This is a genomic window from Dactylosporangium sp. NPDC005555, from assembly GCF_040605635.1.
Lineage (GTDB): Bacteria > Actinomycetota > Actinomycetes > Mycobacteriales > Micromonosporaceae > Dactylosporangium.
In genome coordinates, this window is sequence record NZ_JBEXDG010000022.1 from 26039 (window position 1) to 50066 (window position 24028).

Sequence of the window (24028 nt, forward strand, 5' to 3'; positions counted from 1 at the left end):
GCTCCAGGGGTTGGTGATCTTCGTTAGGATCGCCCTGTGGAGTCCGAATCCTGGTTGATGCGCCGGCTCCGCAGCGGCCTCCCCCGCGCTCAGGCGATCACCCGTCCGTGGTCCCTCGGGCCTGACGGGCACCCCCATCAGCCGCCCCGAGCGGCGGCCATGAAGAAGATCATCGTCTGTGGTGACGACCCCCTCGCGTATCGCCTGATCGAGGAGCTGATCCACCAGTACGGGGTGCACGTCACCGCGATCCTGCCGAGCGTCGAGCGCCGCTACGGGCCCGACATCGCCCGCCTCCTGCGCGACCGTGGCGGCCGGGTCGTCGAGTCGCCCGGCGCGGACCGGGACGCGTTCGAGCTGGCCGGTCTCGCCGACGCCGACGCGCTCGCGCTGGTCGAGCAGGACGACATCGGCAACCTCGACGCCGCGTTGCAGGCGCAGGAGGTCAACCCCGGGGTGCGGCTCGTCATCCGGATGTTCAACCTGCGGCTGGGGTACAGCGTCCGCCGCAACTTCGCCGACCTCCGCGTCCTGTCCGACGCGCAGATGGCGGCGCCGGCCTTCGTGTCGGAGGCGCTCGGTGAGGTCGCGCCGGTGCACGTACGGGTGGCGCGCCGCACCCTCTTCGTCGCCCGCCGCTCCGAGGTGCGCGCCGAGGACGTGATCTGCGGGCTCGCGGTCACCGAGGGCGACGGGGAGGCGGTGCTGCTGCCCGCCGACCAGAACGCCGCCGACCTCGTCCTGGCCGTCGCGACCGGCGAGCCGGTGAGCACCGTCGTCGTCCGCGAGGACGGCCCGGACACCACGCAGGTGCGCCGCCGGCGCCGCCGCTGGCTGCGCAACCCGTTCCGCGCGTACCGGGGGCTGGTCGGCCGCCGGCTGTGGACCACGGCCCTGATCATGCTCGGCCTGCTCGCCGCCGGCACCGCGATCCTCGCCGCCTACCAGGACATCCCCTGGTGGGACGCGGCCTACGTGACGCTGCTGTCCGAGCTCGTCGGCGCCGACGCGGACCTGGAGGCACGCTGGCCGGAGAAGCTGATCACGGTGCTGCTCAGCCTGGTCAGCATCGCGCTGATCCCGGTCATCACGGCGGCGGTCGTCGAGGCGGTCGTCAACGCGAAGCTGGCCATCGCGCTCGGCCGGCTGCGCGAGCCGCTGTCGGACCACGTCGTGCTCGTCGGCCTCGGCAACGTCGGCACCCGGGTCATGCACGCGTTCGTCGACCTCGGCGTGCCGGTCGTGGTCATCGACCGCAACGAGAACGCCCGCGGCGCCCAGTCCGCCCGCGACCGCGGCGTGCCGTTCATCGTCGGCGACGCCAGCCGCATCGCGACCCTGCGGGCCGCGTCGGTGGACACCAGCCGGGCGCTCGTCGTGGTCTCCACCGACGACCAGGCCAACCTGGAGGCGGCCCTGGAAAGCCGCGAGCTCAAGCCCGACCTGCGGGTCGTGCTGCGGCTCTTCGACGGCGCGTTCGCGCACCGGGTCCAGCGGGCCTTCGGCATCACCGCGTCGCGCAGCGTCTCCTTCCTCGCCGCGCCGGCCTTCGCCGCGGCGCTGCTGGAGCGCGAGGTCATCGGCACGATCCCCGTCGACCGCAAGGTGCTGCTGCTGGCCGAGGTGCCGGTCGTCGCCGCCTCCGACCTCGACGGCGGCCTGGTCGGCGCGGCCGAGGACGTCGGCGAGGTCCGGGTCCTCGCGGTCACCACCGACAGCGGCCGGCAGACGGTCTGGTGCCCGCCCGTGACGTACGTGCTGAGCGAAGGCGACCTGCTCATCGTGGTAGCGACCCGGGTGGGACTGGGCAACCTTTTGGCTCAGACCGGCGGCACGCTCGACCCAACTCCCTGAGTTCCCGCCTCCTCCGTACGGGATCCGTCGTTGAATGGGGCGGATCGCCCGATTTACCCCTAACAGCCCGGGCGGTCCCTTCATGCGGACCACTGGGAGGAATGCGCTCATGCGCCGTAGGGTTTTGCTGGTAAGCGGGGTGTGCGCCCTTGTCGCGCTCACCGGGGCGGGGGTCGCGACGGCGACCTCGTTCGCGCCCGCACGACAGCCGGCGACCGCGTTTGCGGCGCCCGCGCACGAAGAGCCGGCCCCTGAGCCGTCGGGCATCCTGGAGTCGGTCACCAGCGGCGCGTTCGACCGGGCGACCACCTACCGCTACCCGGGCGCGGACTACGTGAAGGTGCACTTCTCCCGGCTCCAGCTCAACCCGGGCGACACCGTCAAGGTCAGTGACGCGACCGGCTCCGAGATCCACCGGTACGACGCCGCGCAGCTGAGCGACATGGACAACTGGACGATGTCCGTCTCCGGCGAGTCGGCCACGGTCAGCGTCGAACGTGCCGAGACCGACCCGCTGGGCATCCGGTCGAAGCTCGCCGGCCTCGGCGTCACCGTCGACCGGGTCGCCCGTGGCCAGACCCCGGCGGAACAGGCCTCCGCCGAGGCCGCGCGGAAGGCGGCCGCCGCCGCGAAGCCCCACGAGGAGAGCATCTGCGACCGTGACGAGAAGGAGAACGCCGTCTGCTACAAGTCGGACGATCCCGTCGCGTACGCCAACTCCAAGCCGGTCGCGCGCATCCTCATCAACGGCGTCGAGCTGTGCACCGCCTGGCGCCTCGGCGCGAACAACCGCATGATGACCAACGCGCACTGCTTCACCACCACCCGCGAGGCCCGCAACACCGAGGTCTGGTTCAACTACGAGTGCGCGCAGTGCGGCGGTGGCCCCACCCTTCGCCCCGTCAAGGTCATGGCCGACCAGGTCCTCGCCACCGACAACGTCCTGGACTACACCCTCTTCACGGTCCGCAACTTCGACGCGATCTCCCGCTTCGGCTACCTGCAGATGGATGACCGCGCCCCCGTCCGCGGCGAGGAGCTCTACATCCCGCAGCACCCCCGCGGCATGCCGACCGTGATCACCACCTTCGACAGCAGCGAGCGCAGCGGCAACTGCGCCGTGGCCAACCCCGCCTACAACGGCTACGCCGCCGGCACCGACATGTCGTACTACTGCGACACCGACGGCGGCTCGTCCGGCTCGCCGGTGATCTCCCGCCGCACCAACAAGGTCATCGCCCTGCACCACTTCGGCGGCTGCCCCAACTCCGGCGTCCGCATGGACCACATCGCGGCGGACATCAAGAACCTTCTGTAGAGCCTTCGTGCAGGTCTCTGTCCAGGGCCGGGTCACGTGAGCGTCGTCGGGTAGCGTTTTCCGGCATGCGAAACGTGCGCCCGGCCCTGTGGTTCGACCTGGTGCTTCTGGCACTCTTCGCCGCGATCACCGTCGCGCTCGCGCTGCGCACCCCGCTGCTGTCCGTCGACCTCGCGGTCCGCGACCTCGTCGACGCCCACCGCCCCACCTGGGCCTACTGGACCGCCCGCGTCTTCAACTACCTCGGCCAGGGCGGCCAGGTCCTGACCCCCCTGGCGGTGCTGACCGCCCTTTTCGTCGGCTGGCGCACCCACTCCGTGCGGCCCGCGCTCCCGGTCATCGGCGGGTTCGTCATCACGTACCTGACGATCGGCCCGCTGAAGGTGTGGAGCGATCGGACCGCCGCCAGCGACCACAAGGTCGAGCACCCCGAGTACCTGTTCCACGTGCCGACCGGGATGTCGTATCCGTCGGGGCACGTGGTCAACGCCATCATCTGGTACGGCGTCCTGGCCCTCCTCCTCGGCGCCCTCCTCCGCCCGGGCCAGCTCCGCGCGATCCGCTACGGCGCCCCGGCCATCGTCCTGTTCACCACGACCTACCTGAGCTTCCACTGGGTCACTGACGGCTTGGCCGCCATCTGCCTCGGCATCGTCCTGGACCGCCTCATGCAACGCGTCCCCTGGGACCGCATCCCCCTGCCCCGCCGCCTGGCCGCCTGGTCCGGCCCTCTCGAAGCCCCGAAGTTCACTGGAACCGCCAGTTTGCGATAGCAGCAAAATTGCTGTTGTGGAAAACTTGGCTGATGCTCGCAGCGGATATCCGGGACCGTGCCAGGCGTCAGTTGACTGAGCTGTTGCCGGTGTACCTGCAGCCGTCGGGCGACGTCGACTGGGACTTTCCCGGCGGTGGCTCCTTGCGGGTCCTGACCCTCAGCACCCTGTCGCCGCGCGGCGTCGGCAGGCTCGAAGGCGGTCCCGGGACGCTGGTGATCGCGCCGTGGATCAGTCCCCGCACGCGTGAGTTGCTCGACCGGGGTGGATATTCGTACATCGACCTGACCGGCAACGTTCGCCTTTCCGTGGAGCGCCCGCCGATCTACGTGAGGCTCCAGGGCGCCGACCGGGATCCCGCCCCTTCGGCCCGGCCGCCCGCCCGCTGGAACGGTCCGCGCGCCCGCCGGCTCGTCCGGATGCTCGTCGACACCATGCCGCCGTATCGGCTGACCGACCTGGCGGACGCGAGTGGACTGAGCAAGGGCTACGTCTCCACCCTGCTGCAGGCCATGACCGAAGCCGCGCTGATCGAGCGCGACAGACGCGGAAGCATCCTCGACGTCGACTGGCCCGCGCTGCTTGCGGTCGGCGCCGAAGGCTATCAACTGCTGCGTAACAATGCGGCCGCCGGCTATGTCGCTCCGGGCGGTCCGCGGGCCCTGTACGAGCGGCTGTCCGTCCCAGGGGCGCCCCGCGCCATCGTGACCGGCTCATTCGCTGCCTCGGCGATCGCGCCGGTCGCTGCGCCGGCACAGCTGGTGCTCTACGCGTCGGACCCTGCGGCGGTGCGCCGGTTCGGCCGGCTGCTCCCCGCTGAACGCGGTGCCGACGTGGTGATCCTGCAGGCCGAGGACGAATCGGCACAGTTGGTCGGCACTCGGACGCTTGACTGCGCCGAGCACGTCGCCCTGAGCCAGCTCGTCCTGGACTGCCTCGGCGGCAACGGCCGTCTCCCCGAAGAGGCCGCCGCCGTCCTCACCTGGATGCGCACCAACCCCAGCACCTGGCGCCTGACTAGCCTTCCCGCACTTCAGTAGAGTATGGCCCTATGGCTACTGAATCTCCGATGCTGTACGTTGCTGCTCGCTGCGTGCTCCTGAACGCGCTCGACGCACTTACCGGGCACGCTGCGGCAGTCGTGCTCGCCGGGGCCCAAGCCGTCTATGCCCGCACCGGAGCCGCTGAACTGGACGCCAGCATCGCCCCCTTCACCTCGGATGCCGATCTGGCACTCGATCCCCGAGTCCTCGGTCCCGACCCAAGGATCGACGAGGCGATGACAAGTGCTGGCTTCCGTCTCTCCTCGGCGCCGGGCACGTGGACGACCAGAACTCTGGTCGGCGATGCGATCGTCGAGATTCCGGTCGACCTTCTGGTGCCCGAGTCGCTCGCAGGTGCCGGCCGTCGCTCCGCCCGGCTTCCCGAGCACGGGCGAAATTCGGCCCGCCGGACGCCAGGGTTGGAAGCGGCCGTAGTTGATCACGGTGTCCTGCGGATCGCCAGCCTTGAATCAGAGGTCGATGGGCGCGTCCGGTCGGTGGCGGTCGCCGGGGTTCCCGCGTTGTTCGTTGCCAAGGCGCACAAGATCGCCGAACGACTGGCGGACGCGGACCACGGACGGCCGGAGCGGTTGAAGCCGAAGGACGCCAGTGACGTGATCCGGTTGATGCAGGCCGCGGCACCCGATGAGGTCGGCGCGCGGCTGGGGGTGATCGCCGATGATCCAATGGCGGGTCCGAGTGTGCGCGAGGGGGTCGGTCACCTGCGACGACTCTTCGGTCGCCGCAGGTCCCCGGGGGTGGATCTGGCCGTGGTCGCGCTTGCCGGGGCGGTGCCGGACCTCACTGTTCGCGAGCTCGCGGTCTCATACATGGCCGCCCTCGTCGAGGCTTATGACAACCAGGTGCCGGAGCGCATGACGCGAGTGACCTGAAGGGAGTCGTCGAGGACGACGAGGTCGGCGCGCAGGCCCGGGCGCAGCGTGCCGAGCTCGTCGCCGAGGCCGATGGCGATGGCCGGGGTGGCCGAGGCCATGCGGGAGGCGTCGACGAGGGAGAGGCCGGCGCCCGCGGCACGGCGGAAGGCGGCGTCCATGGTGAGGGTGCTGCCGGCGATGGAGCCGTCGCGGGTGAGGCGGGCGACGCCGTCGGCGACCGCGACGCTCTGGCCGCCGAGCTCGTATTCGCCGTCGGGCATGCCGGCGGCGGCCATGGCGTCGGTGATGAGCGCGGCGCGGGCCGGACCGGTGACCGAGACGGCGAATGCGAGGGTGCCGTCATGGAGGTGTACGCCGTCGGCCACGAACTCGCACGTGACCGGTGCCGCGCCGAGGAGGGCGAAGACCGGGCCGGGCTGGCGGTGGTGCGGGGGGCGCATGCCGTTGAAGACGTGGGTGCCGACCGTCGCGCCGGCGTCGACGCCCGCGAGGGTCTCCTCCCAGGTGGCGTCGGTGTGGCCGAGGGCGGCGACGACGCCGCGGGAGACCAGGAGCTTGATGGCGTCCAGCGCGCCGGGCAGCTCGGGGGCGACGGTGACCATGCGGACCGCGCCCTCGCCGGCGTCGATGAGCGCGGTGAGCTCGTCGAGTGAAGGTTCGCGCAGGTGGGCCGGGTTCTGCGCGCCGCAGCGGGCGTGTGACAGGTACGGGCCCTCGAAGTGCACGCCGGCGAGGACGCCCTCACTGACCAACGGGGCGAAGGCCTTGGTGGCGGACAGCATCAGGTCGGGGGGCGAGGTGACGAGACTCGCCAGCATCGTCGTGGTGCCGTGGCCGAGGTGGTACGCCGCGGCGGTGCGGGCAGCGGCGGGGTCGCCGGTCGTGAAGGTGGCGCCGCCGCCGCCGTGGACGTGGATGTCGACGAACCCGGGCACGACCGTGGCGGTGACCGGCGAGCCGTCGGAGGAGGCGCCGACCTCGGCGATGCGGTCGCCCTCGACCCGGACGAAGCCGTTGTCGATGACGCGGTCCCCCGCGATCACCCGTACGCCGGACACCAACGTCATCGAGATCCTCCTGTGCTGTCGTCTTGCATGCTGTCCAGAGCGAGCAGGGCGGCGCCGAGGCAGCCGGCCTCGTCGCCGAGCGCGGCGCGGGTGATGGTCGGCTCGCGGTGGAACGTCACGCGCGCGTGGACCCCTGCCCGCAGCGGGGCGAGCAGTGCCTCGCCGGCCTCGGCGAGTCCGCCGCCGAGCACGATGACCGCCGGGTCGAACAGGGCGATGCCGGTCATCAGGCCGTCGGCCAGGGCGTCGATCGTCTCCTGCCACACGGCGACCGCGACGGGTTCGCCTTCGGCGGCGAGCCGGGCGACCTCTTCGGCAGTGGCGGGTCGGCCGGCCTGTTCGCCGTACCGGCGGCCGACCGCCGACGCGGAGGCGATCGACTCCAGGCAGCCGCGCTGCCCGCACCCGCACCGCGGTCCGCCCGGGCGCACCACGATGTGGCCGATCTCGCCCGCGGCGCCGTGCGCGCCCGTGTAGACCTGACCGTTGACGACGTTGGCCGCGGCGATGCCGGTGCCGATGGGGATGACCAGCACGTAGGAGTGGTCCCGGCCCGCGCCCAGCCGCGCCTCGGCGAGCCCACCGGCGCGCACGTCGTGACCGAGCGCCGCGGGCAGGCCCAGGCGCTCTTCCAGCAGGGCCTTCAGCGGTACGTCACGGAAGCCCACATTGGCGGCCCAGACGGCGATGCCGTTGCGCTCGTCGATCACGCCCGGCACGGCCACGCCCGCGGCACGGGGGTCGAGCCCCTTCGCGCGGGCGGTGGCGGCGAGGCCTTCGGCGATGTCGAGGATCGTCGCGATGACGGCCTCGGGTCCGCGCTCGCGCCCGGTGGCGTGCCGCTCGGCGTGCAGGACCCGGTGCCGCTCGTCGCCTTCGGCGCCGACCAGCGCACACTTGATCCCGGTGCCCCCAACATCGAGGGCGATCACGGTCTTCGTCATGTGTAGCTCGTCCTCGCGCTGATCGATGTGGCATGAAACCGGGCGGGTTCGCGCATCATTGCGCACTGTCGGGCAGGCTGGCAACCGTAACCCGGAGGTTAGTTTGAGCAGTTGCCTTTGCGTTTACCCGTAGTTTCGCGCATTATTGTGCACACATCTCGCACCGTACGCGCAAAGGAGGGGTCAGTGGACCGCTACGCACGCTGGAACGCGCTCCTCGAGATCCTGACCGACAGCGGCCGGATCAGCGTGGAGGACGCGGCCGAGCGCCTCGACGTGTCGCAGGCCACGATCCGCCGCGACTTCGACCAGCTCGCCCAGCAGCAGATGATCACCCGCACGCGCGGCGGGGCGGTCGCCAACGGCGTCTCGTATGACCTGCCGCTGCGGTACAAGACGGCCAAACACGCACCGGAGAAGCAGCGCATCGGGGCCGCCGCGGCCGCGCTGGTGTCCCCGGGCATGGTCGTCGCCCTCAACGGTGGCACGACGACCACCGAGGTCGCCCGCGCGCTCGCCGTCCGCCCCGAGCTCACCGGCGGCGTCGACGACGCCCAGCTCACCGTGGTCACCAACGCCCTCAACATCGCCAACGAGCTGCTCGTGCGCTCCCGCATGAAGATCGTCGTGACCGGCGGCGTGGTCCGCCCGCAGTCCTTCGAGCTGGTCGGCCCCCTCGGCGGCAACATCCTGCGCGACGTCACCCTCGACATCGCCCTGCTCGGCGTCGACGCGCTCGACGTCACCCTCGGCGCGGCCGCCCACCACGAGGGCGAGGCCGCGATGAACAGCCTCATGGTCGCCCGCGCCCGCCGTGTCGTCATCATCGCCGACAGCTCGAAACTGGGCGGCCACGCGTTCGCCCGCATCTGCCCGATCGACCGCATCGACACCCTGGTCACCGACTCCAACGCCACCCCGGAGACCCTGGCCGCCTTCACCGCCGCCGGCGTCAAGATCGTGACCGCCTGACCGTGTGACGGCGGTAGGCTTGCGGGACCCCCGAGCCCCGCAGTCACGATGGAGCGACGATGCAGCGCGACGACCTCGCCGCCACTCGCGTCCCGACGCAGTCCACCCAGGACGCCGACGACTTCGTGGACAGCGACGTCACCACCGACCCTGAGCCCGCCCCCGACCTTGCCACGGTCGAGGAGCCGCCTGAGCTCGACGAACGCAGCAAGAGGATCCTCGCCTTCGAGCGCCAGTGGTGGCGCCAGGCAGGCTCCAAGGAGCAGGCCGTCCGCGACACCTTCAACCTGTCGGCGACCCGCTACTACCAGCTGCTCAACACCCTGCTCGACGACCCCCTGGCCCTGGCGCACGACCCGATCGTCGTCCAGCGCCTCCGCCGCCTGCGAGCCTCCCGCTCCCGCCGCCACTAGCGACAGCCGCGCCAGCTGTCCAGCGGGTGGATGTCGCCTTGCCGGCGCGCTCGCCCCGGGTCAGCTGCGGGACTGGTGCTGCTCGGCGTACGCGGCGAGCCACGCGACCTGGCCAGGGTCCAGCGAGGGGCGGACCCGGTCGCGGGCGAGGGCCACGTGCGCGGCGGTGACCTCGGTGGCTTCCAGGGATTCGCGCATGGCGGCCAGAGCGGACTCGCGGATCAGCGCGGTGCAGTCCGCGGCGGAGAAGCGGTCCAGCGAGGCCGCCAGCGCAGGCAGGTCCACGTCGGCGGCGAGCGGCACCGTACGAGCGGCGGCGCGCAGGATCTCGGCGCGGGCCGGGGCGTCCGGCGGCGGGACGAAGACCAGGCGTTCGAGGCGGCCCGGACGCAGAAGGGCGGGGTCGACCAGGTCGGGGCGGTTGGTGGCGCCGATCACGACGACGTTGCGCAGGGATTCGACGCCGTCGAGTTCGGTGAGGAGGGCGGCGACGACGCGGTCGGTGGTGCCGCCGTCGGTGGCCTGGCCGCGGGTCGGGGCGAGGGCGTCGACCTCGTCGAGGAAGACGAGGGTCGGGGCGGCCTCGCGGGCGCGGCGGAAGAGCTCGCGGACCGCGCGTTCGCTCTCGCCGACCCATTTCGACAGCAGTTCGGCGCCCTTGACGGACAGGACGTTGGCCTTGCCGGTGCCGGCGATCGCCTTGACCAGGTATGTCTTGCCGCAGCCGGGCGGGCCGTAGAGCAGGACGCCGCGGGGTGGCTCGACGCCGAGGCGGGAGAAGGCGTCCGGGTAGGACAGGGGCCACAGGACGGACTCGGTGAGGGTCTGCTTGACCTCGGCCATGTCGCCGACGTCGTCGAGGGTGACCTTGGCGAGCTCCAACGAGGACTCGGCCATCGACGTGGGGCGCACGACTTCCAGGGCGGCCTCGAAGTCGGCCATCAGCACGCAGGGGGTTTCGCCCTCGCGGCGGTGGCGGAGCGCGGCTCGTACACCTGCCTCGCGGGACAACGCGGCGAGATCCGCGGCGACGAAGCCGGGCGTGCGGGCCGCGACGTCGTCGAGCCTGACGTCGTCGTCCAGGGGCATGCCACGGGTGAGGACGGTGAGCTGCTCGCGGCGCAGGGCGGCGTCGGGGAGCGGGACGGCGATCCCGTGCGCGAGCAGGCCGGGGGCGTGGATCGCGGGGTCGACGGACTCGGAGCGGCTGGTCGTGCCGACCACGGCCGCACCGTCGCGGATGAGCTCGCCGATCAGCTGGCGGAAGACGGTCGACAGCGGGCCCGGCTGGTCGCGCGGGGCGAGGGCGTCCACGTCGGCGACCAGCAGGATGGCCGGTGCGGCCGCGCGCACCTTGGCGGCTGCCTCGCGCAGCCGGGCGGCGGCGTCGTTGTTCGTCAGCGCCGCGAGCTCCGGCGCCCACAGCTGCACGACCTGGGCCCGCACACTCGCCGCGACGGCCTGCACGAGCGCGGACTTGCCGGAGCCGGCGGGGCCGGTCACCAGGACGCCCAGCGACACCGTCGTGCCGAGCTTGGCGAGCACCTCGCCGTGGTGGAACCCGAGGTCGAGCAGCTCGCTCAGCTGCTCGGCCTGCGCCTTCAGGCCGGGGAGATCGTCGAGGGCCGGCTCGTCAGGAGCCGCCCGCACCACGGCGCCCCCGGGCGCGTGGGTCGCGTGGCCGTGCTGCCAGCCGACCGCGGTGTCCATGGTGACCAGCGCACCCGCGGCGGGTGAGGCGGCCGCGACGGTGAGCAGCGCGCTGGTCCAGGCGTAGCCGACGGTGTTGGACAGGGTGCGGCGCGCCGCCTCGAACACGCCGGGGTCCAGCGAGGTGAGCGACACGTCCTGCGGCAGCAGCGACACGTTGTCGCCGACGGTGACGACCTTGCCGAGCAGGGCCAGGCGCAGCATCTCCGGCGACACGGCCGCGGCGATCGCGGCCGGCCCGGCCAGCGTCACCGAGGTCGCGGCCCGCAGCGGCGCCGCCGACACCGTCACCTGCCCGCCGTCGCGCAGGCCGAGGTTGCCCAGCAGGAGGTCGTCGGCGTAGAGCAGGGCGCGGCTGGCGCCGGCCCCGGCGACGGCGGCGATCCCGGCGGACTCGCGGCGGCCGGTGAGCGTGACCGGGTCGCCGGCGCGCAGGCCCAGCGCGGACAGGACCTCGGGGTGGAGCCGGACCACGCCGCGGCGGGCGTCCAGGGCCGCGGGGCGCAGGCTGGCGGTGAGCGTCAAGGTCGCGGCCACCCACCGAGCGTATAACCCTGCCGCTTGCTGTGAACCTGCTGAGGAATTCGCCAGAGCGCAACATCCGTTGCGTACGTTTGGCCGATGCGTCTCTTACCGCGTCTCGACCGGCGCAGGGTCATCGCCGGCTCGGTGGTCGCCCTGCTGCTGGCCGGTCTGGTCGGCTGGGCGGTCGTCCCGTCGCCCGCCACGTTCCGCACCGAGGAGCAGCGCATCACGGTGCGCACCGGGCCCGACGACGCGACCGAGGTGACGCTCGACACGACGCTGTACCTGCCGAAGAAGAGCGGCAAGAAGCCGGCGATCCTGCTCGCCCACGGCTTCGGTGGGACGAAGCAGAGCGTGAAGTCCGACGCCGAGGACTTCGCCGACCTTGGCTACGCGGTGCTGACCTGGACCGCGCAGGGCTTCGGGCGCTCCACCGGCGAGATCCACATCGACAGCCCGGACTGGGAGGTCAAGGACGCCCAGCGCCTGCTGGACTGGCTCGCGGCCCGTCCCGACATCCAGACCGACGCGGCGGGCGACCCCCGGGTGGCGGCGGTCGGCGGCTCGTACGGTGGCGCCCTCGCCCTCCTGCTCGCCGCGCAGGACAAGCGGGTGGACGCGATCGTCCCCATGATCACGTGGAACGACCTGTCGCGGGTGTTCCTGCCCGAGTCGACCGGCAAGGGTCCGTCGGGCGGCGTGTTCAAGAAGCAGTGGGCGGGCCTGTTCTTCGGCTCCGGCAACGCGGATCCGATCAGCTCCCTCACGGGAGGGGTCGACGCCCCGCAGCGGACCCCGGCCGGGGACGCCCAATGCGGCCGGTTCGCCAGGGACGTCTGCGAGGCGTACCTCGACATCGCCACCACCGGCAAGGCCGACGAGGACGCCGTCGCGCTGCTGCGCAGGTCCAGTCCCGCGCCCGTCCTGGACCGGATCAAGGCGCCCACGCTGCTCATCCAGGGGCAGGTCGACACGCTGTTCCCGCTGAGCGAGGGCGACGCCAACGCCCGTGGCATCGCCGCCACCGGCACGCCCGTCCGGGTCGCGTGGTTCACCGGCGGGCACGACGGCGGCACCGGGCCGCAGTCCGAGGTCGACCGGCTGCGGTACCTGACGGCGCAATGGCTCGACCACTACGTCAAGGGCAACGGCAAGGCACCGGAGAACAGCTTCACCTACTCGCGGGTATCCGGTCTCAACGCCCAGGGCCGCGGGCTCGTCACCACCGCGTCGTCGACGTCGACCTACCCGGGCATCGCCGGCACCTCCACCGAGAGCGTGCCCCTCACCGGCGGCCCCACCGGCATCGCCAACCCGCCCAACGGCAACCCCGCCGCGATCTCGTCGCTGCCCATCGCCGGCCTCGCCAGCCTCCTCGGCAGCGGCGTGTCCGTCGAGATCCCCGGCCAGCACGCCGACTTCACGTCCGCGCCGCTGACCGCGCGCCTCGACGCGGCCGGCGCGCCGACGGTCCGCATCCGGGCCGCGTCGCCGACCGGCGAGGCCGTGCTGTTCGTCAAGCTCTACGACGTGCCCGCGAAGGGCGCCGCGTCGATCCCCGACGGGCTCATCGCGCCGGTCAGGCTCACCGGCCTGCCGAAGGACATCGCCGACGCGCAGCCCGTCACCGTCACGCTGCCCGCCGTCGTGCACCGGTTCGAGGCCGGCAGCAGCGTCCGGGTCACCGTCGCCACCGCCGACACCGCGTACTTGTCGCCGCCCGACCCGGTCGTCTACCAGGTCGCCGTCGACGGCGCGCTGACCCTGCCGAACATCGCCGGCACACCGCTCGCCAACCCCGACGTCATCTGGCGCTACGTCCTCGCCGCGCTCGTCGCCGTGATCGCGGTCGGCCTGATCGTCGCGATCCTCGTCGCGCGCGGCCGGGCCCGGCGGATCGAACGCCGCGTCGACACCGACCTCGTCGACACGCCGCTGGTCGTGCGGGGGCTGCGCAAGACGTACGGGGACTTCGTCGCCGTCGCCAAGGTCGACTTCACCGTCGAGCGCGGCCAGGTCGTCGGCCTCCTCGGCCCCAACGGCGCCGGCAAGACCACGTCGCTGCGGGTCCTGATGGGGCTCACCCGGCCCAGCCAGGGCGAGATCTTCGTCTTCGGCCACCAGCTCCTGCCGGGCGCCCCGGTCCTGTCCCGGGTCGGCGCCCTGGTGGAAGGGCCGGGCTTCCTTCCGCACCTCACCGGTCTGCGGAATCTCCAGCTGTACTGGGCGGCGACCGGCCGGCCTTCCGACGATGCGCATCTCGACGAGGCGCTCGACATCGCGGGCCTCGGCACGGCCGTCAACCGGCGGGTCAACACCTACAGCCATGGCATGCGGCAGCGCCTCGCCATCGCCCAGGCCATGCTCGGCCTGCCCGAGCTGCTCGTCCTGGACGAGCCCACCGACGGGCTCGACCCGCCGCAGATCGCCGAGATGCGCAAGGTGCTGCGCCGGTACGCGACCGGCGGCCGCGCGGTCCTGGTCTCCAGCCACCTGCTCGCCGAGGTGGAGCAGACCTGCACCGACGTCGTCGTCATGCACCGCGGCGAGGTCGTCGCGACCGGCAAGGTCGACGACATCGTCGGCGACTCGCCCACCGTCCAGCTCGACGTGTCCGACGTGGACGCCGCTTCGAAGGTGCTCGAAGAGCTCGACGGGGTCCGCTCGGTCACCGCCTCCGGCGGCAACGGCGGCCTGGTCGTCAACCTCGACGGCGTGCCCCGATCGGAGGTCGTCGCGGCGCTGGTGCGAGCCGGCGTCGGGATCGACCGGGTGACGCCGCGGCGGCGGCTCGAAGACGCGTTCCTGTCGCTCGTCGGCGGCGACACCAAGGCCAGTGGGGAGCGGTCATGACAACTTCGTCCGTGGACGTCATCGGCGGTGCGCCGGGCTACAAGCCGGGCGCGACCCTCTCGCTGTGGACGGAGATCCGCCGGCAGGCGGCCCGTCGCCGCACCCAGATGGCACTGGGCTTCATGGTCCTGCTGCCGCTGATCATCCTGGTCGCCTTCCAGCTCGACAACGGCGGCGGCGACGGCGAGGGCGGCAACGGCGGCGAGTTCTCCCGCCTGTCGGACCTGGCCACGGCCGGCGGCGCCAACTTCACCCTCTTCACCCTGCTGGTGTCCTCGGGCTTCCTGCTGGTCGTGGTCGTCGCCCTCTTCTGCGGCGACACCGTGGCCAGCGAGGCGTCGTGGGGGAGCCTGCGGTATCTGCTGGCGATGCCCGTCCCGCGGGCCCGGCTGCTCGGCGTCAAGGTGACCGCGGCGCTGCTCTACTGCCTCGTCGCGGTGCTGATCCTGGTCGGCACGGCCATGCTGGTGGGCACCCTGCGCTATGGCTGGGCGCCGCTCAACGCGCCGATCGGTGGGGAGATCGCCGCCGGCACCAGCGTCGTGCGGCTGCTGGAGATCGTCGGCTACCTGTGCGTCTCGCTCCTGGTGGTGGCGTCCCTGGCGTTCCTGCTGTCGGTGTCCACGGACGCCCCGCTCGGCGCCGTCGGCGGTGCGGTCCTGCTGCAGATCCTGTCCAACATCCTGGACCAGATCACGGCGCTGGGCACGATCCGCAACTTCCTGCCGACCCACTACGGTGACGCGTGGCTCGGCCTGCTGTCCACCCCGCTGCAGACCGACGACATGGTGAAGGGCGGCATCGCGTCCCTGGCGTACGCCACCGTCTTCTTCTCCCTCGCGTGGTGGCGCTTCCTGCGCAAGGACGTGGTGAGCTGAACGGGATTCGCGTACTGACCGGTAGGGTGCCGGTCCATGCGAATCTCGGCGCTCCGCGGTGCGTGGCTGCTCGTCCTCGGCCTCGCGGCGCTCTCCGCCACCCTCTACTACGACCAGGCCAACATCGCGGCCTGGACCACCTACATCGCCTCGTCCAACGCGATGAACGGCCCCGCCGAGGCCCTCACCGCGCAGATCTTCACAATGGTCGGCGCGGTCGCCTCGGCGGCGGTCGCGGTGCTGGTCACGCTGTGCGCGCTGCTGTTCGCCACCGGCCGTTCCGTCGGCCACTGGGCGCTGCGGCTGACCGTGGTGCTCACGTTCGTGCTGCTGTCGCTGGTCGCGATGGTCGTGGTGGTCGCGACGCTGACGGGTGAGCCGCCGACCGCCGTGATCGACACTCCGCTGTGGCTGCTCCTGGCCGAGTGGGCCGCCGTCGTGACCGCCCTCGTGGGCGCGGGCATCACCACCTCCACCCTGTGGCAGTTCACCCCTGAGCCCGTGTAGCGCGCATCGGCGGGCGGTCGGGGTGGGCGACGTCGTGATCGACCGGGGTCGCCGTGTCGCCGTGCCTGGCGAACTGGGTGAGGGTCGGCCAGATCGGCGTGCCCGGCGTGACCCTGGTGTGGATGGTCCGCAGGATCGTCGCGGCCATCCGGCCCAGGGCCGCGGTGTCCTGGTGGCCGTGGGTGCGCTGGCCGAGGTCGACCTGGGCGATCGCGTCGAGCCCGGCGGTGCGGTAGGTGTCGATGAGCAGGCCCGTTTCGACGCCGTACCCGGCCGCGAAGGGCAGCGACTCCAGCAGCGAGCGGCGGGCCGCGTACTCGCCGGCGAGGGGCTGCACCACGCCGGCGAGCTCGGGGAAGTACGCGTTGAGCAGCGGCCGTGCGGCGAGTTCGGTGACCCGCCCGCCGCCGGAGGCGGACACGTCCAGCAGCGGCCGGTCGTAGAACGCCTTCACCATGAGGGTGGCCGGGTCCTCCAGCAGCGGGCCGAGAAGCCCGGTGACGAAGTGCGGCTGGAAGTCGGTGAGGTCGGCGTCGACGTACACCAGGATGTCGCCACTGGTGACCGCGAGGGCCTTCCAGAGCACCTCACCCTTGCCGGGCCGGGATCCGGTCCCGGGGAGGATGTCGTCGCGGTGGTGGACGGTGGCTCCCGCCTGCCGGGCGACCTCGGCGGTGCGGTCCACGGAGCCGGAGTCGACGACGATCACCTCGTCGACGAGCGGCATGAGGGTGCGCACACCGGTGACGATCTCCCCGACGGTCGGCTCCTCGTCCAACGCCGGCAGCACCACGCTGATCCGGGTGCCGCCCTTACGGCGCTGAAGGTCGGCGAGGGTCCAGTCGCGCCAGGTCGAGGTGCGCTTGGCGAACCAGGCGGCCGCGTCGGAATGCATGAGTGAAACCGTAGTCAGGTCCATCTCGTGAGATGACTCATACGACGCCACCCGTGTCGGCCCTTACACTCGAAGTCGAAACACGCTCGTCACAACTGAATACCTCATCCAGAGGGGCAGAGGGATACGGCCCGATGAAGCCCCGGCAACCCCTGCGACGCGTCTCGACGTTGAGGCCGGTCGCGGTAGGTGCCAAATCCGTCCCGGTGCGCAAGGCCATGCACCTGGGGAAGATGAGAGGAAGGCCTCCATGACCTCGACGCTCAGCGTCTTCACCGACTCTCCCGCCCGCCACCTGGTCTGCCGTGGCTGTGGGGCGCAGTTCCCGCTCGCGGCGCAGCACGCCTGTTATGAGTGTTTCGGCCCCCTCGAGGTGGGCTATGACGCCGAGGCGCTCTCCCGGGTCACCCGGGAGCAGATCGAGGCGGGTCCGCAGAACATCTGGCGCTATGCGCCGCTCCTGCCCGTCGGCACCGACCCCGACAGCCGCGTGACGCTCGACCCGGGGCTGACCCCCCTGATCAAGGCCGATCTGCTGGCCAGGGAGCTCGGCATCACCGGTCAGCTGTGGGTCAAGGACGACTCGGCCAACCCGACCCACTCGTTCAAGGACCGGGTCGTCTCGGTGGCGCTGACGGCCGCGAAGGCGCTGGGCTTCACCCGCTACTCGTGCGCCTCCACGGGCAACCTGGCCAACTCGGTCGCCGCGCACGCCGCGCGCGCCGGGGTGCCGTCGACCGTGTTCATCCCGTCGGACCTGGAGCCCGGCAAGGTCGTGATGAGCGCCGTCTACGGCGGGGATGTCGTCGCGATCGAAGGGTCCTACGACGACGTCAACCGGCTCTGCTCGGAGCTGACGGAGACCGACGAGTTCGAGGACACCGCGTTCGTCAACGTCAATGTCCGGCCGTTCTACGCCGAGGGCTCCAAGACGCTGGGATATGAGGTCGCCGAGCAGCTCGGCTGGCGCATCCCGGCGCAGGTCGTCATCCCGATGGCCAGCGGCGAGCTGCTCACCAAGATCGACAAGGCGTTCAGCGAGCTGGTCGAGATCGGGCTCGTGCCGGACACGGAGTGGACGGTGTTCGGGGCGCAGTCCGCGGGGTGCAACCCGATCGCGGTCGCGCTGCACAAGGGCACCGACGAGATCGTCCCGGTCAAGCCGACCGGCATCGCCAAGTCGCTCAACATCGGCGACCCGGCCGCGGGGGTCTACGCACTGGAGTCGGTGCGCCGGACCGGCGGCTGGATGGAATACGTGGACGACGACGAGATCCGCGCCGGCATCGAGCTGCTCGCCCGCACCGCGGGCGTCTTCGCCGAGACCGCCGGTGGGGTCACCGCCGCGGTGCTGAAGAAGCTGGTGGAGACCGGCAGGCTCGACCCGGCGAAGGAGACGGTCATCTTCAACACCGGCGACGGGCTGAAGACCCTCGATGCGGTCGCCGGCAGGGTCGGCCCATCGCACCGGGTGAAGCCCTCGCTGAAGTCCGTGCGCGAGGCCGGGCTTTTGAGCTGACGGCTGATTTTTTTGCGCAACCAGTTGACAGCTGTCACGGACGGTGTCGGATCGGCTGCGATCGAGAGAGCGCTTCCACGCTCGGACGAGGGGCTCCTCAGCCGATCGACGGAGGCGACCGCGACGCAGCGTGATCACGGTCGAGCCGAGCGTCTCGAAGCCACCCGCTGAGGGACTTGACGACCTCAGGACCGCGCGCCAGGATGCTCGATGCGGGAGGACGTGTCGCCGCGAGGCCCGGACCCTGGTCCAGGCCCGCGACCACAGCACCGGAGGTGCTGGCGAGCGTCCTCTCGACCAATTTCCGGGCATCGATGCGAATATCTGTTGTCCGTCGATGTGCCGGTGCGCCACCCTGGCGGGCATGACCCAGGACCTCAGCATCGTCGAGCTGGACGCCGATGACCCGGCGCAGGTCGACGCGGCGTTCACATTGGGCAACGCGGCGATCCTCGCCGACCTGCCGGACTTCCCGCCCAACTGCCGCTATGAGCACGACGTGCGGGTCCGCGTGCCCCTGCCGGGCGCGCAGCGGCACACCTTCCTGGCCTACCGCGGCGCGGAGCCGGTCGGCGTGGCCGTGCTCGACCTGCCCGACCACGACAACCTCGACAAGGCGCTGCTCGACGTGCTGGTGCCCAAGCAGCACCGCCGTCAGGGCGTCGGCCGGGCGCTCTTCCGGCACGCGGTCGACTTCGGGACGGCCCGCGGCCGCACGTCGGTGATGGGCTTCAGCGTGCTCACCGACGAGGCCGGCACGCCGATCGGAGCGGCGGCGCCGTTCGCCGAGGCGCTGGGCCTTTCGAACAAGCTGCTCGACGTCCGCCGCCGGCTGGACCTGTCGAGCGCCGATGACGCCGCCCTGGACCGGATGCTCGCCGAGAGCTGGCCGAAGGCGGCCGGCTACTCGACCGTCCAGTGGGGCAACACGCCGCCGCCCGAGCTGGTCGAGGACCTGGCGCTGCTGGACAGCTCGTTCCTCGAGGAGTCGCCGATGGGCGAGCTGGACCTCGAGCCGGAGAAGGTCGACGCCGAGCGGCTGCGCAGCGCGTCGGCGGTCCGGGCGCAGTACGGCTCCCGCCGGTATGAGACCGGGGTCATCCACGACGCGACCGGCCGGGTGGTCGCGTGGACCGCGATCCGGGTGGCCAAGACGATCGACTGGCACGCCTGGCAGCTGATCACCCTGGTGCACCCCGAGCACCGCGGGCACCGGCTCGGCCTGATCACCAAGCTGGTCAACCTGAGCACGCTGCGGGCCCAGGAGCCGTCGGTGCGCATCGTGGACACCTTCAACGCCGAGGTCAACGCGCACATGATCGCGATCAACGAGGCGATCGGTTTCCGCGCGGTGGATCGGTGGGCCAACTGGCAGACGTCAGTCTCTTGAGCGGTCCTCGTACATCGCCAGGAAGATCGAATACGGTCGGCCGTGGGTCCGCTCGCGGCCGGCGTATTCGTCGAGCAGGGCCTGGAAGCGGACCCGCAGCTCCTCCCACTCCTCGGGGGTGAGCCGCAGCCCGAGGCGGGCGAAGTCGATCGCGTCGATCTCGGCGTCCAGCAGCGCCAGCTCCTGTTCGAAGGCGTCGAGCATCGCCCGGTTGGTGCCCGCGCGCTGGCCGCCGAGGCTGAGCTGCCACGACTTGGTCGTCGCCAGGTAGGGCACCTCGCGCGTGCCGCGCGGCCCGCGGCGCTCCTCCTGCGGCACCAGGAAGCCCGTCGCGACCAGCGTCCGGACGTGGTGCAGGACGGTCGCCGGATTGGCGTCGAGCCGCTCGGCGATCTCCTTGTTGGTGAGCGCCCGGTCCAGGCAGAGCCGGATGATGCGCAGGCGGATGCCGGAGGCGAGTGCCTTGGCCTCCGCGTCGGTAGCTGGTCGCCGCATCGTCCGAGTCTAACGATTGACTTTTCCCAATCGGTCATCGACAGTGGGTCCGTGAGACTCGGCCTCCTCCGCGATCACGACTTCCGGCTGCTGTTCACCGCCGACACCATCAGTCAGGTCGGCACCCAGGTGACCTTGCTGGCACTGCCGCTGGTCGCGGTGCTCACGCTGGACGCCACGGCCCTGGAGGTCGGCATCCTCGCCGCCTGCGAGACCGCCGCGTTCCTGCTGGTCGGACTCCCCGCCGGCGCCCTGGTCGACCGGCTGCGCCGGCGCGGGACGATGATCGTCGCCGACGTCGTGCGGGCGCTCCTGCTCGCCTCCGTCCCGGTCGCCTGGTGGGCCGACGCGTTGCGGATGCCGCAGCTGTACGTGGTGGGCCTGCTCTGCGGTGTCTGCACGGTCTTCTTCGACGTGTCGTACCAGAGCTATCTGCCGTTCCTGGTCGGCAAGGAGCACCTCGTCGAGGGCAACGCCCGGCTGGAGATGGTCCGCTCCACCTCCCAGATCGGCGGCCCGACCGTCGCCGGCGGCCTGGTCAAGTTCCTCGGCGGGCCCCTCGCGATCGCCGCCGACGCGGCCAGCTACCTGGTCTCGGCGCTGGCCCTGTGGCGGATCCGCAAGATCGAGCCGGCGCCCACGCGCAAGGCCGACGCCCACCTCGGGCGGGAGATCATGGAGGGCCTCCGGTTCGTGCTGGGCAACCGGCTGCTGCGGGCGATCTCCATGTGCACGGCCACCGGCAACTTCTTCGGCTCCATCTTCAACGCGATGATCATCATCTACTTCGCCCGTGACCTGGCGCTGTCGCCGGCGGTCATCGGCCTGTACTTCAGCGTCACCGGCCTCGGCGCGCTGGCCGGCGCGTTCCTGGTCGGGCCGTTCGTGCGCTGGTTCGGTCAGGGGCCGGCGATGTGGATCTCGATGCTCGGCGCGTCGCTCGGCGAGCTGCTCGTGCCGTTCGCCCGGGACGACTGGCGGCTGTGGCTCGCCGCGTTCGGCAGCGTCATGTTCGGCATCGGCGTCGTCGTGTACAACGTGACCCAGGTCAGCTTCCGGCAGACCATCACTCCCGACGACCTGCTGGGCCGGATGAACGCGACGATGCGCTTCATCGTGTGGGGCACGATGCCGATCGGCGGGCTCGTCGGCGGCGTGCTCGGCACGGTCATCGGTGTCCACCCGACGATCTGGGTGGCGTGCGCCGGAATGCTGATATCCGTCGTGCCGCTTGTTCTGTCACCCTTGCGGAGTCTCCGCGAGTTGACGTCCGCACCTTCCGCGGGCACGGAAGCAGTGCGGAAGTAGGCCGATCTTGCGGTTGTGACAGGTTGCGTGGTTCCAGTCGCGGCTTCCGGTTCCAACCGCAAGATCGGCGCTTCCTCTCGGATTCGTCTGACGTTTCCTTATTCGTTTGTGCTCACTATTCGACGCCTGCCGATGCGCTCGCTGTTTGTCGATCACCCCAAGAAAGGTTCGATCGGGGACCTTTTGTGCGCGCATGAACCGTGACCTTGCTGTCCGGTTTGGGGCTGTCGGGCCTCGGTATATCTCGTGTACCGTCCGTTTCGGTCGTCGATCCTCGCGCGGTGCCACCCCTTGGCCCGGCGTGCCGGCCGAGGACCTCAAGGCTGGTCCCCACAGCCAGCCGGAGTGACAAAAGAGGGACTGAAGTAGAGGAAGTGCACCGTGGCTCAGGGCACCGTGAAGTGGTTCAACAGCGAAAAGGGCTATGGCTTCATCGCGGTCGACGGGGGACAGGACGTGTTCGTCCACTTCTCCGCGATCGAGATGGATGGCTACAAATCGCTGGAAGACGGACAGCGCGTCGAGTTCGAGATCGCGCAAGGCCAGAAGGGCCCGCAGGCGGAGAAGGTTCGTCACCTCGCCTGACAACGTTCGTCCACACCCCGCCGGGGCACCGTCCTCATTGATGAGGAACGGTGCCCTGCGTCTTTTTCGGCATTGTTCGCGCCATTCATGCCTGATTTGACGCTCTTTGCGGCGCTTCGACCACCCGGGCCGTCACCTCGGGTTTGCTTGCACTCGCCGGGCCAGAGTGCTAAACAGGAGTTGGCACTCGCATCAGGCGAGTGCCAACGGTCGGGGCGGTGCAGCGCCTGGGCGCGGGAGCGTCGAGGGGCTGGTCGTCGCGGGCTCATCCGGCCCGGCCAGCGAGGATCCCACTGGGTCCTTGAAGGTGCGAAAGCAGGCGGCGAGCCGCCGGCCCCACGTGGGCCGAGGCGTAGCCGGAGTGTCCAGGAGGACAACGCCGAATGGCCAAGATTATCGCGTTCGACGAGGAAGCGCGCCGCGGCCTCGAGCGGGGCATGAACATCCTCGCCGACGCCGTCAAGGTGACGCTGGGCCCCAAGGGTCGCAACGTCGTCCTCGAGAAGAAGTGGGGCGCGCCCACCATCACCAACGATGGTGTGAGCATCGCCAAGGAGATCGAGCTCGAGGACCCCTACGAGAAGATCGGCGCCGAGCTGGTCAAGGAGGTCGCGAAGAAGACGGACGACGTTGCCGGTGACGGCACGACGACCGCGACCGTCCTCGCCCAGGCGCTGGTCCGTGAAGGCCTGCGCAACGTCGCCGCGGGTGCCAACCCGATGGCGCTGAAGCGCGGCATCGAGGCCGCCGTCGCGTCCGTCGCGTCGGAGCTGGCCAACCTTGCCAAGGACGTCGAGACCAAGGAGCAGATCGCTTCCACGGCCTCGATCTCCGCCGGTGACTCCACCGTCGGCGAGATCATCGCCGAGGCGATGGACAAGGTCGGCAAGGAAGGCGTCATCACCGTCGAGGAGAGCAACACCTTCGGGCTCGAGCTGGAGCTCACCGAGGGCATGCGCTTCGACAAGGGCTACATCTCGCCGTATTTCGTGACCGACACCGAGCGGATGGAGACGGTCCTCGACGACCCGTACATCCTCATCGTCGAGTCGAAGATCTCCGCGGTGAAGGACCTCCTCCCGGTGCTGGAGAAGGTCATGCAGTCCGGCAAGCCGCTCGCGATCATCTCCGAGGACGTCGAGGGCGAGGCCCTCGCGACCCTGATCGTGAACAAGATCCGTGGCACGTTCAAGTCCGTCGCCGTCAAGGCCCCGGGCTTCGGCGACCGCCGCAAGGCGATGCTGACGGACATCGCGATCCTGACCGGTGGTCAGGTCATCTCCGAGACCGTCGGTCTCAAGCTGGAGAACGCGACCGTCGACCTGCTGGGCAAGGCCCGCAAGGTCGTCATCACCAAGGACGAGACCACGATCGTTGAGGGCTCCGGCGACGCCGACGGCATCAACGGTCGGGTGGCGCAGATCCGTGCCGAGATCGAGAAGTCGGACTCGGACTACGACCGCGAGAAGCTGCAGGAGCGGCTGGCGAAGCTCGCCGGCGGCGTCGCGGTCATCAAGGTCGGCGCGGCCACCGAGGTCGAGCTCAAGGAGCGCAAGCACCGCATCGAGGACGCCGTTCGCAACGCGAAGGCGGCCGTCGAGGAGGGCATCGTCCCCGGCGGTGGCGTCGCGCTCGTGCAGGCCGGCAAGTCGGCGTTCGACAAGCTGGACCTGGTCGGCGACGAGGCCACCGGCGCCAACATCGTCAAGGTCGCCCTTGACGCGCCGCTGCGCCAGATCGCCGTCAACGCCGGCCTCGAGGGTGGCGTCGTCGTGGAGAAGGTTCGCAACCTGGACGCCGGCTGGGGCCTCAACGCCGCCACCGGCGACTACGTGAACCTGCTGGCCGAGGGCATCATCGACCCGGCCAAGGTCACCCGCTCCGCCCTGCAGAACGCCGCCTCCATCGCGGCGCTCTTCCTCACCACCGAGGCAGTGGTCGCGGACAAGCCGGAGAAGAACCCGGCGCCGGCGGGTGCGCCCGGCGGCGGCGACATGGACTTCTGAGTCCACGTCTTCCTTCGTCAAGAAGGGCAGGCCCGTTTCGGGCCTGCCCTTCTTGCTGTCCAGGTCGGGTCTTCGCG

The 24028-nt window shown here is 70.9% G+C and carries 20 protein-coding genes and 1 riboswitch; of the genes, 15 read left to right on the forward strand and 5 right to left on the reverse strand.

What is annotated here, in order from left to right; translation table 11 throughout:
* Window positions 1–159: 159 nt before the first annotated feature.
* From ABZS58_RS24655 to ABZS58_RS24675, 5 genes are all read left to right on the forward strand, one after another.
* On the forward strand, window positions 160–1854 hold the full coding sequence (locus ABZS58_RS24655; protein ID WP_354785198.1) for an NAD-binding protein: 1695 nt from the start codon (window positions 160–162) through the stop codon (window positions 1852–1854).
* Between the two features lie 109 nt (window positions 1855–1963).
* A complete protein-coding gene (locus ABZS58_RS24660) occupies window positions 1964–3172 on the forward strand; it encodes a serine protease (protein WP_354785200.1) in 1209 nt (402 codons plus the stop codon).
* Between the two features lie 65 nt (window positions 3173–3237).
* A complete protein-coding gene (locus ABZS58_RS24665) occupies window positions 3238–3945 on the forward strand; it encodes a phosphatase PAP2 family protein (protein ID WP_354785202.1) in 708 nt (235 codons plus the stop codon).
* A gap of 8 nt (window positions 3946–3953) precedes the next feature.
* Window positions 3954–4985, forward strand: coding sequence for a helix-turn-helix domain-containing protein (locus tag ABZS58_RS24670; protein WP_354785204.1), 1032 nt, complete (start codon window positions 3954–3956; stop codon window positions 4983–4985).
* 29 nt (window positions 4986–5014) lie between these two features.
* The gene (locus tag ABZS58_RS24675) at window positions 5015–5881 is read left to right on the forward strand and encodes a hypothetical protein (RefSeq protein ID WP_354785206.1); all 867 of its coding nucleotides are present in this window, start codon (window positions 5015–5017) and stop codon (window positions 5879–5881) included.
* On the opposite strand, the gene nagA is transcribed toward ABZS58_RS24675, so the two are convergent.
* Window positions 5839–6951, reverse strand: a complete 1113-nt coding sequence (nagA, locus tag ABZS58_RS24680) for an N-acetylglucosamine-6-phosphate deacetylase (protein WP_354785208.1) — start codon at window positions 6949–6951, stop codon at window positions 5839–5841. The genes ABZS58_RS24675 and nagA overlap by 43 nt on opposite strands.
* Window positions 6948–7895 (reverse strand): ROK family protein, encoded by a 948-nt coding sequence (locus tag ABZS58_RS24685; RefSeq protein ID WP_354785210.1) that lies wholly within the window; start codon window positions 7893–7895, stop codon window positions 6948–6950. Before ABZS58_RS24685 ends, nagA begins: the two co-directional genes overlap by 4 nt.
* A 186-nt stretch (window positions 7896–8081) precedes the next feature.
* Here ABZS58_RS24685 and ABZS58_RS24690 point away from each other — a divergent pair, with 186 nt between their 5' ends.
* Window positions 8082–8867, forward strand: coding sequence for a DeoR/GlpR family DNA-binding transcription regulator (locus tag ABZS58_RS24690; protein WP_354785212.1), 786 nt, complete (start codon window positions 8082–8084; stop codon window positions 8865–8867).
* Between the two features lie 59 nt (window positions 8868–8926).
* Complete coding sequence (locus ABZS58_RS24695) at window positions 8927–9280, forward strand: DUF3263 domain-containing protein (protein ID WP_354785214.1); 354 nt, start codon at window positions 8927–8929, stop codon at window positions 9278–9280.
* A 60-nt stretch (window positions 9281–9340) separates the two neighbouring features.
* Here the strand turns inward: ABZS58_RS24695 and ABZS58_RS24700 are convergent, their stop codons facing one another.
* Window positions 9341–11527, reverse strand: a complete 2187-nt coding sequence (locus tag ABZS58_RS24700) for an AAA family ATPase (protein ID WP_354785216.1) — start codon at window positions 11525–11527, stop codon at window positions 9341–9343.
* A gap of 84 nt (window positions 11528–11611) precedes the next feature.
* Here ABZS58_RS24700 and ABZS58_RS24705 point away from each other — a divergent pair, with 84 nt between their 5' ends.
* From ABZS58_RS24705 to ABZS58_RS24715, 3 genes are read left to right on the forward strand one after another with little or no spacing between them, the layout of a single operon-like run.
* Window positions 11612–14368, forward strand: coding sequence for an alpha/beta fold hydrolase (locus tag ABZS58_RS24705; protein WP_354785218.1), 2757 nt, complete (start codon window positions 11612–11614; stop codon window positions 14366–14368).
* On the forward strand, window positions 14365–15246 hold the full coding sequence (locus ABZS58_RS24710; RefSeq protein WP_354785220.1) for an ABC transporter permease: 882 nt from the start codon (window positions 14365–14367) through the stop codon (window positions 15244–15246). Before ABZS58_RS24705 ends, ABZS58_RS24710 begins: the two co-directional genes overlap by 4 nt.
* Before the next feature lie 36 nt (window positions 15247–15282).
* Window positions 15283–15753 carry a hypothetical protein gene (locus ABZS58_RS24715; protein ID WP_354785222.1) on the forward strand — a complete coding sequence of 157 codons (471 nt, stop codon included), beginning with the start codon at window positions 15283–15285 and terminating at the stop codon, window positions 15751–15753.
* On the opposite strand, the gene ABZS58_RS24720 is transcribed toward ABZS58_RS24715, so the two are convergent.
* The gene (locus ABZS58_RS24720) at window positions 15734–16648 is read right to left on the reverse strand and encodes a glucosyl-3-phosphoglycerate synthase (RefSeq protein WP_354785224.1); all 915 of its coding nucleotides are present in this window, start codon (window positions 16646–16648) and stop codon (window positions 15734–15736) included. The two genes, ABZS58_RS24715 and ABZS58_RS24720, sit on opposite strands and share 20 nt — an antisense overlap.
* Before the next feature lie 101 nt (window positions 16649–16749).
* Window positions 16750–16888: riboswitch (SAM riboswitch) on the forward strand.
* A 10-nt stretch (window positions 16889–16898) separates the two neighbouring features.
* On the opposite strand from ABZS58_RS24720, the gene thrC reads away from it, so the two are divergent.
* Complete coding sequence (gene thrC / locus ABZS58_RS24725; protein WP_354785226.1) at window positions 16899–18167, forward strand: threonine synthase; 1269 nt, start codon at window positions 16899–16901, stop codon at window positions 18165–18167.
* 364 nt (window positions 18168–18531) lie between these two features.
* The gene (locus ABZS58_RS24730) at window positions 18532–19557 is read left to right on the forward strand and encodes a GNAT family N-acetyltransferase (RefSeq protein WP_354785228.1); all 1026 of its coding nucleotides are present in this window, start codon (window positions 18532–18534) and stop codon (window positions 19555–19557) included.
* Here ABZS58_RS24730 and ABZS58_RS24735 read toward each other — a convergent pair.
* A complete protein-coding gene (locus ABZS58_RS24735; RefSeq protein WP_354785230.1) occupies window positions 19546–20052 on the reverse strand; it encodes a winged helix-turn-helix domain-containing protein in 507 nt (168 codons plus the stop codon). The two genes, ABZS58_RS24730 and ABZS58_RS24735, sit on opposite strands and share 12 nt — an antisense overlap.
* A 51-nt stretch (window positions 20053–20103) precedes the next feature.
* Here ABZS58_RS24735 and ABZS58_RS24740 point away from each other — a divergent pair, with 51 nt between their 5' ends.
* The 3 genes from ABZS58_RS24740 (at window position 20104) to groL (ending at window position 23951) form a co-directional block, all read left to right on the forward strand.
* A complete protein-coding gene (locus ABZS58_RS24740; protein ID WP_354785232.1) occupies window positions 20104–21360 on the forward strand; it encodes an MFS transporter in 1257 nt (418 codons plus the stop codon).
* Window positions 21361–21741: 381 nt separating this feature from the next.
* Entirely contained in the window at window positions 21742–21945 is a 204-nt protein-coding gene (locus ABZS58_RS24745; protein ID WP_203848689.1) for a cold-shock protein, read from the forward strand.
* A gap of 383 nt (window positions 21946–22328) precedes the next feature.
* Complete coding sequence (groL, locus tag ABZS58_RS24750) at window positions 22329–23951, forward strand: chaperonin GroEL (protein ID WP_354785234.1); 1623 nt, start codon at window positions 22329–22331, stop codon at window positions 23949–23951.
* Window positions 23952–24028 lie beyond the last annotated feature (77 nt).

Bases quoted from the DNA above. Each gene is read 5' to 3' on its own strand.
- ABZS58_RS24695 (WP_354785214.1), top strand. From the start codon at position 8,927: ATGCAGCGCGACGACCTCGCCGCCACTCGCGTCCCGACGCAGTCCACC.
- ABZS58_RS24655 (WP_354785198.1), top strand. From the start codon at position 160: ATGAAGAAGATCATCGTCTGTGGTGACGACCCCCTCGCGTATCGCCTG.
- ABZS58_RS24675 (WP_354785206.1), top strand. From the start codon at position 5,015: ATGCTGTACGTTGCTGCTCGCTGCGTGCTCCTGAACGCGCTCGACGCA.
- nagA (WP_354785208.1), bottom strand. From the start codon at position 6,951: ATGACGTTGGTGTCCGGCGTACGGGTGATCGCGGGGGACCGCGTCATC.
- groL (WP_354785234.1), top strand. From the start codon at position 22,329: ATGGCCAAGATTATCGCGTTCGACGAGGAAGCGCGCCGCGGCCTCGAG.
- ABZS58_RS24720 (WP_354785224.1), bottom strand. From the start codon at position 16,648: ATGCATTCCGACGCGGCCGCCTGGTTCGCCAAGCGCACCTCGACCTGG.
- ABZS58_RS24665 (WP_354785202.1), top strand. From the start codon at position 3,238: ATGCGAAACGTGCGCCCGGCCCTGTGGTTCGACCTGGTGCTTCTGGCA.
- ABZS58_RS24660 (WP_354785200.1), top strand. From the start codon at position 1,964: ATGCGCCGTAGGGTTTTGCTGGTAAGCGGGGTGTGCGCCCTTGTCGCG.
- ABZS58_RS24685 (WP_354785210.1), bottom strand. From the start codon at position 7,895: ATGACGAAGACCGTGATCGCCCTCGATGTTGGGGGCACCGGGATCAAG.
- ABZS58_RS24735 (WP_354785230.1), bottom strand. From the start codon at position 20,052: ATGCGGCGACCAGCTACCGACGCGGAGGCCAAGGCACTCGCCTCCGGC.
- thrC (WP_354785226.1), top strand. From the start codon at position 16,899: ATGACCTCGACGCTCAGCGTCTTCACCGACTCTCCCGCCCGCCACCTG.
- ABZS58_RS24730 (WP_354785228.1), top strand. From the start codon at position 18,532: ATGACCCAGGACCTCAGCATCGTCGAGCTGGACGCCGATGACCCGGCG.
- ABZS58_RS24705 (WP_354785218.1), top strand. From the start codon at position 11,612: ATGCGTCTCTTACCGCGTCTCGACCGGCGCAGGGTCATCGCCGGCTCG.
- ABZS58_RS24710 (WP_354785220.1), top strand. From the start codon at position 14,365: ATGACAACTTCGTCCGTGGACGTCATCGGCGGTGCGCCGGGCTACAAG.
- ABZS58_RS24715 (WP_354785222.1), top strand. From the start codon at position 15,283: ATGCGAATCTCGGCGCTCCGCGGTGCGTGGCTGCTCGTCCTCGGCCTC.